At 54.6% G+C, this 11,112-nt stretch carries 9 protein-coding genes; 2 read left to right on the top strand and 7 right to left on the bottom strand.

Annotated features, from left to right (window positions below):
- Window positions 1-280: 280 nt before the first annotated feature.
- The 6 genes from Q7U71_10330 to Q7U71_10305 all read right to left on the bottom strand — a co-directional run bounded on the left by Q7U71_10330 (window position 281) and on the right by Q7U71_10305 (window position 7,076).
- Window positions 281-2,329, bottom strand: a complete 2,049-nt coding sequence (locus tag Q7U71_10330; protein ID MDO9392154.1) for a proton-conducting transporter membrane subunit — start codon at window positions 2,327-2,329, stop codon at window positions 281-283.
- A gap of 84 nt (window positions 2,330-2,413) precedes the next feature.
- The gene (locus Q7U71_10325) at window positions 2,414-3,871 is read right to left on the bottom strand and encodes a hydrogenase 4 subunit D (GenBank protein MDO9392153.1); all 1,458 of its coding nucleotides are present in this window, start codon (window positions 3,869-3,871) and stop codon (window positions 2,414-2,416) included.
- Window positions 3,872-3,976: 105 nt separating this feature from the next.
- Window positions 3,977-4,441 (bottom strand): hydrogenase maturation protease, encoded by a 465-nt coding sequence (locus Q7U71_10320; GenBank protein MDO9392152.1) that lies wholly within the window; start codon window positions 4,439-4,441, stop codon window positions 3,977-3,979.
- 70 nt (window positions 4,442-4,511) lie between these two features.
- Window positions 4,512-5,348, bottom strand: a complete 837-nt coding sequence (locus Q7U71_10315; GenBank protein ID MDO9392151.1) for an FAD/NAD(P)-binding protein — start codon at window positions 5,346-5,348, stop codon at window positions 4,512-4,514.
- A 70-nt stretch (window positions 5,349-5,418) separates the two neighbouring features.
- Window positions 5,419-5,799: a GxxExxY protein gene (locus Q7U71_10310; protein MDO9392150.1), complete on the bottom strand. Its 381-nt coding sequence runs from the start codon at window positions 5,797-5,799 to the stop codon at window positions 5,419-5,421.
- 191 nt (window positions 5,800-5,990) lie between these two features.
- Window positions 5,991-7,076 (bottom strand): 4Fe-4S dicluster domain-containing protein, encoded by a 1,086-nt coding sequence (locus Q7U71_10305; protein MDO9392149.1) that lies wholly within the window; start codon window positions 7,074-7,076, stop codon window positions 5,991-5,993.
- Between the two features lie 232 nt (window positions 7,077-7,308).
- Here Q7U71_10305 and Q7U71_10300 point away from each other — a divergent pair, with 232 nt between their 5' ends.
- Complete coding sequence (locus tag Q7U71_10300; protein ID MDO9392148.1) at window positions 7,309-8,172, top strand: polysaccharide deacetylase family protein; 864 nt, start codon at window positions 7,309-7,311, stop codon at window positions 8,170-8,172.
- 208 nt (window positions 8,173-8,380) lie between these two features.
- A complete protein-coding gene (locus tag Q7U71_10295) occupies window positions 8,381-9,175 on the top strand; it encodes a mechanosensitive ion channel family protein (GenBank protein ID MDO9392147.1) in 795 nt (264 codons plus the stop codon).
- 818 nt (window positions 9,176-9,993) lie between these two features.
- On the opposite strand, the gene Q7U71_10290 is transcribed toward Q7U71_10295, so the two are convergent.
- Complete coding sequence (locus Q7U71_10290; GenBank protein ID MDO9392146.1) at window positions 9,994-11,088, bottom strand: hypothetical protein; 1,095 nt, start codon at window positions 11,086-11,088, stop codon at window positions 9,994-9,996.
- Window positions 11,089-11,112: the final 24 nt, after the last annotated feature.

Raw genomic sequence — 11,112 nt, 5'->3', positions numbered from 1 at the left:
AGCAGTTCCACGGCCTGGACCGAAGCCTGTGGCTTGACCTCCACCCACAGCTGGTCGGGAATAGGCTCGGTGTGGGCGATGAATCCGGTGCCCAGCTTGGCCTTTAGTAAAGAGAGGATTTCCTGTTTGGTCATATTTCCTAAAAGTTTAAAAGGTTTCAAATGCGGTAAAAGTATAAATGTCAGACTGTATTATTGAGATAAGTTTGAATCCGTGGAAATCCGTGTGCCGGTAATTGTTTTCGTCGCCTAAAAAATCATGTAAATCCTGTCGACGGTACCTACCTCACCAAAAACATCACCAGCATGGCCGCCGCCGCCCCGATCACCATCCACAGCAGATACCACTGGGGGAAGCCGCTGTGCGTTCCGGCGAAGATCTCCAGCGCCTTGTGGCCCAAAAAGGCCAGCGGCCGGTACAGCCAGCTGTCCACGTCCAGCAGATATTTGATCTTGAACGGCCTTTTGAACTTGATGGTCGGCCACTTGGGATAGACGCCCTCCTGGGTATACTTGCCGATCCGGATGTTGAAATTCTGTTTGAAGGTCTTGAAATAGCTGTAAGAGGAATAGCGCACCGAGGCCGGTGACTGCCGCTCGCCCGAGTACCAGAGCTCAGAGACCACCCTGCGCTTGGCTCCGCCCGACCACCAGAACAGCACGGCGATCAAAGCCAGCCCGGTTAGTATGATCAGCAGGAACAGGGGATTGTAGAAGCCCACCAGCCCCTCGCCGAAATTAAGACGGAGGCCGAGGTTGACGGTGTGGAACAGCGAAGAGAACTGCGGCCAGTAATCCGGGGTCAAAAGCCCGGAAGCGGCAGTGTACAGGCCCCGGACGATGAACCCCGCCAGCACGCCTTCCAGGATAACCACCGCCGCCAGGATGGCCTGGGCCCAGATCATGGAGCGGGGCACGTCGCTGTTTACCTGGTCGTTGTTGGGCAGGCGCTGGCCCAGAAAGGCCAGACCGATGTACTTGATCATCACGCTGGCCAGGGTCAAAAGGCTGGTGAACAGCGCGATCAGTCCGCACAGCAGCAGGATCGGCGTGTTGAACCCGGCGTTGATGGTGGACTGGTAGATCAGCCACTTGCTGGCGAAGCCGTTGAAGGGCGGGATGCCGGAGATGCCCATGGCGGCGATCAGGGCCACGGCCGCGGTCCAGGGCATGTATTTGGCCAGGCCCCCCATCTTGTCCAGGTCGCGGTGGCCGGTCTTGTATTGGAGCGAGCCGGCCGTCAGGAACAGCAGGGACTTGAAGGCGGCGTGGTTTATCAAATGGAATAGCCCGGCCACTATGGCAATGGCCGCCAAAGCCGGAGAGATCCGGGTCAGCATCAGCCCGGCTCCCAGAGCCAGCATGATGTAACCGTTCTGGCCGATGGAATGGAAGGCCAGCACCCGTTTGGCGTCGTGCTGGAACATGGCGGTCATGGTGCCGATGAACAGCGAGACCGTGCCGAAGATCACGAAGATGTAGCCCCAGGTATGGGAGAACTCCGAAACCGGCAGCATCCCCAAAAAGACCCGCAGGATCCCGTAGATTCCCATCTTGATCATCACCCCGGAAAGGATGGCGCTGACCGGGGCCGGGGCCGCCGGGTGGGCGTCGGGCAGCCAGTCGCCGAAGGGAAAGACGCCGGCCTTGGTGGCGAAGCCCACGAAGAACAATAATAAGATTGTGTGCAGCAGGGCTGGGTTCTCGGTGCTTAAAAGGGCCATCACCGGGCGCAGGGCCTCAAAGTCGAAGGACTGCGAATAGTGGTACAGCGTGTTGGCGGCGATGATGATGCCGGCGGTGCCGATGTGGGTCATCAGGAAATACTTGAAGCCGGCGTTGACGCTTTGCCTGTTGCCCCATTCAAAGACCACTAATCCATAAGAGGTCAGGGTCATGAATTCCCAGAAGACGATGAAGAAGAACAGGTCGCGCACCACCACCACCCCGTACATCCCCAATAGGAACAGCAGGAACAGCGGGTAGTAGCGGGCCAGCGATTCCTTGTAGTGCTTGATGTACTGCACCGAGTACAGCCCGGCCGCCCAGGAGACGATGGTGATGGCCAGCAGGAATATGGCCGACAGCGCGTCCACCTTAAGCAGGAAGGCCGCCCCCAGCCCCGCCACCGAGAACAGCGGCTTGTCCAGGCTGAAGGTCCCGTTGGCCAGCACCTGGACGGCCACGTAGCCGAACCCGCCCGCCGCCAGGGTCTGGAAGAAGAGCGAGACCCAGCCGATGGTGCGCCGGGAGTAGGGCATGGCCAGGGTCACGGCCGCGCCGGCCAGCAGCCAGCCCATGGAAAGGAGTATGATGAATTGAAGGCTCATATGTTTATCTGAAATTACGAATTATTGATTACGAATTACTCAATACCATCCCCTCTCCTGCCAGGGGAGGGTTAGGGAGGGGTTTTACCGGATCAGCTTCACCAGCGGCAGCCCCACCAGCGGGGCGATCACGGTCAGCACCATAAGCACTATCAAAATGACCTTGGTGTTCATGGGCAGTTTAAGGGCCTGGTTCACCCGGGGCGAGGCCTCACCAAAGAACACCTTGTGGGCGATGAAGAAATACCAGGCAAAGGCGATGATGATCTCGGCCACGAAGGGGATGATCAGGAAGACGGCCGTCTTGCCGCCCATCTCTATCACGCCTTCCATCAGAAAAAGTTTTGACCAGTAGCAGGACAGCGGCGCGATGCCGGTGACGCCCAAAGTTCCCACGATGAAGGCGATGGAGGTCAGCGGCATGGTCTTGGTCAGGCCGCCCAGCTCGTCCATGTTGCGGGTGCCGGTGGCATAGGCGATGTTCCCCACGCAGATGAACAGCAGGGCCTTGGCCGGGGCGTGGCAGATGATGTGGAGGATGGCGCCCTGGTAGCCGTAGTAGCTGCCCATCACCCCCAGCCCTATTCCCAGGAAGATGTATCCCAAATGGGCGATGGTGGAATAGGCCAGGAACTTTTTAAGGTCGGTCTGGAAGAAGAACAGAAACAGCGCAGCCAGCATGGTGAACACCGCAAACACCGCGACCAAAAGGCCCAGCCCGTAGGAGAATCCCACGGTGGAGATGGCCACCCGGGCCATCAGATATACTCCGGCCTTGACCATGGCGGCCGCGTGCAGGTAGCAGGAGACCGGGGTGGGCGCGGCCATGGCGTTGGGCAGCCAGGCGAAGAAGACTATTTGGGAGGACTTGGCCCAGGCCGCTATCAGGAACAGGATGAAGACCGCTGTCTTCAGCTGGGGAGTTAAAAGATTGATGGCGTCGAAGCCGAAGCTACCGGTGTTGACGAAGATCACGATCAAAGCGATCAGGAAGAAGATGCCCCCGAAGAAGGTCTTGATCAGGGCTTCGAACCCGGCCTCCAGGGATTCGTTATTATGATAGTAGGAGATCAGGGCCCAGGAGCAGATGGTGGTCAGCTCCCAGAATATGAACATCTGGAGAAAGTTGGGGGACAGGGCCACCCCCACCATGGCGCCCACGAACAGCAGGTGCCACAGGTAAAAGCGCCGCTTGCCGCCCTCTATTGGATGATACCGGTTCTGGGGCGTCAGGTAGTCCCGGGCGTAGAAGGTCACCGCCAGCCCGATGATGGTGGTCACCAGCAGCAGGACTATGGACAGCGGATCCAAATGCAGACCCATCACTTCAGTGCCCTCTGGCAGCCAAGGCCACCAAGGCAGGACATTGGAATGGACGCTTTTGCCCAGCCCCAGGAACACCGCCCACAGCGAGGCTGCGGTCACCAGGCTGACTATGACGGCGGCGAAGCTATCCTGCCTCTTCTCCGGCAGCCATTGCGAGATCAGCGCCCCGGCAAAGGGCAGCAATAGCATGGTGAATAATAAAATTGGTAACAGCATATATTTTTTATCTTTGATATTTTATATTTTATTTACTCTCATCACCCCTCGTCCGGGTCATTCTGAGAACGGCATCATGTTATGCAAACCGAAGAATCGCTCTTGTTAGGCCATTGTTAGAATATTGACCAAACTGTCTATGGTCTTCCTTATCTCCGGGCTCAACTCTTTTCCAAACTCTATTCCCTTGGGCTGGACCCCCAGCAGCATCACCTCGGTGTTGGGGCTTTGCTCCCGGAAGAACTTGATAAACATCAAAAGCGGCAGGTTGTGGGTGGAGATGGCTATCTTCTGCCCCAGCGATTCCGGCGGCATCAGAGCCGCTTCCCCGGGCAGGCCGCCCAGGGCCACCGCGTCGGCGATCAGCAGTTTGTCCGGGGCCAATTGGACCGCTTGGTCCAAAAAGGCTTCCGGGATCTCCTCGGCGTCCAAAAGGTTTATCATTGTCTTGCCGTGAAGCCCTGCGATCAGCGCCGGGCCGAACCCGTCATCGCCCCGCAACGGATTCCCCACCCCGAGGATCAGGGAGTTTTGGTTCAACGAACGGAGATATTCGATCAGATCGAGCATTACAGCCCTTCCTGAGCATACACTGAGGGATCAACCTCCGGCTCATTGTACATTGTTCATTGTTCCCTGTTTAGAACGCCTCTTCGGCCAGCCCCTTGATCTCGGTATAATCGAACACCGGCCCGTCGGTACAGACGTACTTGTTCCCGATGCAGCAGTGCCCGCATTTCCCCACTCCGCACTTCATATAACGCTCCAAGGTTGACAATATCTGCTTCTCCGGCAGTCCCAGCTTCAGCAGTTCGATGATCACGAACTTGATCATGATGGGCGGGCCGCAGGTATAGACCACGGTGTTGGGGATGTCCAGCTTTAGTTTGGGGAACAAAGTGGTGACCACCCCCACGTTGCCGGTCCAGTCCTGGTCGGCCACGTCCACCGTCTGGATCAGCTTGAGGTCGGTCTTCTTTTCCCAGTCGCTTAGCTGATATTTGTAGACCCGGTCGGCCGGCGTCCTGGCGCCGTAGAGGATGGTGAACTCCCGGTAGTCGGCCCGGTTGTTGAAGATGTGGTCTATCATGGAGCGCAGCGGCGGCAGCCCGATGCCGCCCCCGATCACCAGAATGTCCTTGCCCTTGGAATCTATCTTGTCCAGAAAACTGTTGCCCAGCGGGCCTTTGATGCCGATCTCGTCGCCCTTCGAAAGGACGGCCAGGGCGTTGGTCACCTTGCCGCAGGCCCGCACGGTGAAGGTCATCACCCCCGGCTCTTTGGGCGAAGTGGTCAGCCCGAAGGGGGCCTCGCCGGCCCCGAACACCGAGGCCTCCACGAACTGGCCGGGCCGGGAGACGAACAGCCTGGCCTCGTCCTTGTTCTTTATCCTGACATCGTAGGTCCGGGTGTCGCCGGTCTCCTGCTTGATGTCGGTGATCTCGGAAATGTATGGTAGGTAGATATTGGGGTTCATAGGCTCTTACTTTTGGTTTTGCCCACTAAATACACGAAAAAATAAATTTTCTGCTCAGCGGGATTTTTATTTAAAGGATAAACCTTTCGTTTTCCATCCTGGGGTGGTGGCCAAAATTTACCAGCAAGCCCAATTTAAAACCGGTGGCGTTAAGGTAATTCAACATTTGTGACCTGTGCTCATCAATGAGCTTTTCTACTGCTTTAATCTCCACCACTACTTTGCCGTAACAAACAAAGTCCGGCTTATACTTTTGCTTTAATGTTCTATCCAGATATTTTAAGGCAAGTTCTTTCTGCGGCTCAAAAGGAATTTTTTGTCTTTCAAATTCAATCTCCAGGCATTCCTGATAAACTGGTTCTAAAAACCCACTCCCCATATTTTTATATACATTGAAACATGCGCCTACTATAGCATAACTCTCATCTTTATATAATAATTCTACCTTCATCTACTTCCGTAATTAATCAACTCATTATGAAAATTAATATTTCGTCCCTTTTCGTGGGCTTTAGTGGGCAGGCCCCCAGTCGAAACAATGAAATATTTTCGCCCTTTTTCGTGGGTTTTAGTGGGCAGCCCCCCAGTCGAAACAATGAATTATTTTCGCCCTTTTTCGTGGGTTTTAGTGGGCAGCCCCGGTCACTCGACCTTCCTCATCCAGCGCACCACGGTGGCCATGTCCACCTCGCCGGGGCAGGTGACCACGCAGCGGCCGCAGCCCACGCAGCCGATCACCGGGTTCTTTTCCAGATAGTCCATGGACAGCTTGTGGTAGAACCAGCGCTTCCGGCGGTCGGCCCTTGAGGCCCGGGGGTTGTGGCCCGAGACCTCGCGGGTGAACCCGGCAAAGTCGCAGGTGTCCCAGGCCCGGTAGCGCAGGCCCTCGGTATCGGACTCCATCTTGTCGTCCACGTCAAAGCAGCTGCACATGGGGCAGACGTAGATGCATCCGCCGCAGCCGATGCAGTAACCGGCCACCTTCTCCCAGAATTTCTGGTCCACCTTGCCGCCGTCCAGCTTGCGCATGGCCTTGGCGAAGAAACTTACCGGCTGCTGGAAGGTCTTCTCGGCCTCCGTTTCCAGCTTCCGGCGGAGCTTGACGTCGTTCTCGTTCCCGGTCCCGAACAGGGTCTTGAATTCCTTGACGAACTCCTGGCCCTTGGGGCTCCCCACCTCAACCAGATAATAGGTTCCCAGGTCGGTCAGTTGTATGTCGTAGCCCTTGGAGAGGAACGGCCCGGAGTCGGTGCAGACGCAGAAGCACTTGGGCCCGGCCTGGTTGCAGGCCAGGGTGACGAACACCGCCCGCTCCCGCCTCTTTTCGTACAGCGGGTCAGGCAATGGATCTCCCGATTTCCAGCCGGGGCCGGACTTGGCGCCCTGCCCGAAGAAGCTGTCGAAATAGTTGACCGCCGACATGTCGCAGGGCCTTATCCCCCAGATCACCGCCCGGGGCTGGTCGGATTCCGTTTCCAAAGTGGTGCCGTTCTTGCCCTTCTTGAAACGGAACAGCTCCTCCAGCTGCGGGAACACATAGCGCTTGGCCCCCAGGAATCCGTTGACGTATTCGGGGGCTATCTGCTTGGCCGAGTCGATCTGCGATAAAAAGGTGTCGCCGCCCTCGCCCTTCACCGGAGCCCAGACCTCGTTCCGGGACTTCAGCAGTTTGGCGATCAGCTCCGGCACCTGGGCCTTGGCCAGAGAATAAACCGTCTTTTCCGGCATATTTTTATTGCCTTAAGTATGATTGAAATGATTGCGTATAATGGGACAATGGCCCCTTATACCCGGGGTCACAAGATAACCGTTGACCGTTCGGGTATATTCGGGGCACAGAAAGTGAATTATTTCACAAAGAGCATAAAAAGTCAAGGGTTTTGCCAAAAAATATAACCCAAATTTTAATTGACAACCGGAGCCATTAGGCTGTAAAATTCAGGATATGCAGACTTTATTGATGATCCTGGTATCCGCCGCCCCGGCCGGGGCTTTGCTCTATCTCTTCTGGCGGGCGCGCTTCGGGCCTCCGGCCAACGGTTCCATTCCCATCCTGGCCTATCATAAGGTGGATACCCGGCTGGAGTTGGGAGGAACCATGATTTCTCCAAAGCGTTTTGCCGGGCACTTGGATTATTTCAAACGGAACGGCTACCAAAGCGTTACACTGTCCCGGGCCGTGGAATTGATGCGGCAGGGAGAAGGCGGCGGCAAGAAATACCTCTGCCTGACCTTTGACGACGCTTATGCCGGGCTTTACCAGCACGCCTTTCCATTGCTTAAGGAATACGGTTTCAACGCCACCGTCTTTGTGGTAACGGATTACGCGGGGAGAACGAATGACTGGGACATCAACTGGGGCGGATTAAAGTTCGGGCACCTAAGCTGGGAACAGATGAAGGAGCTGCAAGCCTGCGGGATCGAGTTCGGCTCCCACGCCAAAACCCACCGGGACCTGCGTTCTTTAAGTCCGGAGCAGTTGGGGGAAGAGCTGGCGGGATCCCGTAAAGTGATGGAGCAGAACCTGGGCCTGCCGGTGACCACCCTGTCCTATCCCTTCGGTCTTTACAATGAAGCGGTAAAGCAGGCCGCCCGGGATGCCGGCTACCTCTCGGCCTGCAGTCTTTCGCCCGGAATTAAGAACAGCCACATCGATTATTACGCCCTGCGCCGCTGCGGGGTCTATGTCACGGATATCCTGGGGAACATCAAACACAAGATCGACCACGATTCCCCCTGGTTCTGGCTGCAGGACCTGTGGAGCCGCCTGGTGAACTGGTGTGCCGGCGGCACGGCCCTGGCCAAGAGGGTACTACATCGATAGACTAAACATATAAATTGGAAATAGGAACTGGGAAATGGGAAATAATCATCGGAACTTAGCATCCCTTCAACTCAATTCGAAGCATTTTTTGTGACAAGAAACCATAGCCTCATACAACTTATTTCCTTTCGACAACATAATTTACACTTTGTGCCGGAGTTTACCCTGAGTATATCGAAGGGTGTCTCTGTGGCAAAAAAGGAGCCCCATGAAAGACCTCATCCAACAACTTCCCGAGTGGCTCCGGTCCGGCATGGCCGTCAAGGGCCTGATCACACTGGCCGTCGGTTTCTTCGTGGCCAAGGCCCTGGCCAGAATGACCGAGAAGGCCGCCGCCAAAAGATCGGAGAAGCACACCGCCATGATGATCGGCAAGGTGGTCTACTATGCGGTGATAGTGCTGGTGCTGGTGGCGGTGCTGGACATCTTTGACGTCAAGCTGACCGCCATCCTGGCGGCGGCCGGCATCATGTCGGTGGCTTTGGGGTTCGCCGCCCAGACCTCGGTGGCCAACATCGTCTCCGGCTTCTTCCTGCTGATGGACCGGCCCTTCGAGATCGACGACGTGATCGACTTCGAAGGCCAGCAGGGCACTGTCACCTCCATCGACCTGCTGTCCACCAAGCTGCGGACCTTCGACAACCTCTACGTCCGGATACCCAACGAGAACCTGATCAAAAACAAAATAGTGAACCTTACCCGCTACAAGACCAGGCGTCTCTGCCTGAACTTTAAGCTGGGCCCCGAAGCCGACATCGCCCTGGTAAAGAAAATAATCCTGGACGAGGCCCGGGGCTACCAGCACGCCCTGCCCGATCCCCACCCCTTCATGGTGGTTCAGGGCTTCGGGGAAAGCGGCACCAAGCTGGATCTTTTCCTGTGGGTCAAGGGCGAAGCATATCTCCAAAGCCTCTCCGACCTGAATGAGAATATTGTGCGGGTGCTGACGGCCCGCGGGATACGCCCGGCCTTCCCCCACCGGGAGATCATCAATAAGAATTAACACCTTTTCCTGATCGTGGAAACTCATTTTCAGGGAGCCGTTTTTTTCGGAAGCGGCGGTTCCCTTTCCGGATGAAAAACGGTTTTTTATGATTTTAAAAATAAGCGATATCCGAAAACAATAGTAATTATGCGGTTTGTACAATTTTTTCAACAGCGACCTTCTTGAAACCCTTGTCTTTTGATGTTTCCAGCGTATTTCCTAAAAAATCTTTGAAAAAACAGTAAATTAGTTATCCACAACACTACCCATTGTGTTGTGGATATTTTTTTTACTATAGGTAAATATTCATTAATTAATACTCTAAGACCATTGATTTTAAAGGGTTTTACAATACTTTCATTTTTTTGCAATGTAACAAAAGTTATCCACTGAAAAATATTTTTATTTTTTTTCTTGACAAATATACAATATGTTGTATATTTGTACTTAATTAACACAAGTTACTAATACTTTGATTCTTAAGGAGGTGAAAATAATGGCTTGCGCAAAAAAACCCGCCAAGAAGGTCGTGAAGAAGGCAGTGAAGAAGGTCGTCAAGAAGGTTGCTAAGAAGAAGTAAAAGATCGGCATAAATTATCTGGCTTGCTAACAGAACAAACCACAATTTTAAGTACCGGAGGAATTCCGGTAAGAAAGGAGGTTTAATCATGCCAGCCAAGAAGAAAGCCGCCAAGAAGAAAAAGAAATAACTGAGTTTTCTTAACACAGTTTCAAAAGCGCCCCCTCGGGGCGCTTTTGTTTTATGCCGGATATAATTTTAAAGATATTGAAAAGCCCCGCCGCTGGCGGGGCTTTTCTGTTCTCTTGTTCTTAACTTACTTGCCGGATTTGTTCTTCCGTTCCATGTGTTCCCACACCGCCTTCAGTCCGCCCTTTTCTCCCAGTTTTAGAAAATACTTGTAGGCCTCGGCATATTCCTTTTGCTGGTTTCTGATCTTGCTTTCGTTGACCTTTTCCTGGCCCCAGTACTGGTTCATCAAAGCCGAAACGTATTCGGCAAAACCCTCCACCTCCCTTTGGCCCTGGACCTTGGGAAAATAACGGTAGTTGATGTCATGCCCCAACTCGTGAGCCGCCACATCCCTGAAGTTCTCCGGGGATAGGCCGGAGAGCAGGAAAATGTCAAACAATTCCCGGGTCACCTTTTTTTCTTTTTTCTTGTTCACCTTGTATTGGATATTATAGCGGTAAAAGCCCCTTTCGGCAAAATTCTTGTGCCCCAGCAAAAGGCCCAGACTGTCGGCGTCCACCATATGAAAGGCGATGGTATCCCCGGTGAAGATATTCAGGTGCTGCTTGATGTCCCGGCGCACCTGATCGAACATTTGCTGGGCCGCAGTCTGATCCATCACCGCCAGCGCCATGCAGGAATCGCACCAGCGGCGGCCGTCCTTGCCTTCCCGGCCGGCCCCTGGCATCTGGCAGTTGAAACATTCCGGCAGCTTGGCGCACTGATTGCAGAACTTTGCTCCCTCGATCTCGGTCCAGGACTGCATGACGGCACCGCACAGCGTGCATTTGGGCAGAGTGGTCCGGTAGCATTCCTGGGAACAATAGAGCTTGCTCTTGTCCTGCTGGTCCCTTAAGCCCCCCTGGACCCGTTTCCCGCAGACCGCGCAGAGGGGCAGGGATTTCTGGAAGCATTCATCGGAGCAGAAATACTTGTCCTTGGTATAGACATATCCTCCCGCCAGCCCCTTGCCCTCGGCGATGGACTTTCCGCAGGCGGCGCACTTGGGCATGGCCTGGGCAAAGCACTTTTGGGAGCAATAGCTCTTGCCTTCATGCTCAATGTAACTGTCTTTGGAGGTTATCAACTTCCGGCATTGGGCACATTGATCTCCGGCCAGTGCCGCCGCGGACCAGAGAAGCGGCAGTAAGACCAGTAATGAGAAAAATGTTCTTTTCATGAGTAACCAGTATTGTTGTGTTGA

Source organism: bacterium (assembly GCA_030655055.1).
Classification (GTDB): Bacteria; Edwardsbacteria; AC1; order AC1; family EtOH8; genus UBA5202.
This window is presented reverse-complemented; position numbering and strand designations above follow the sequence as displayed.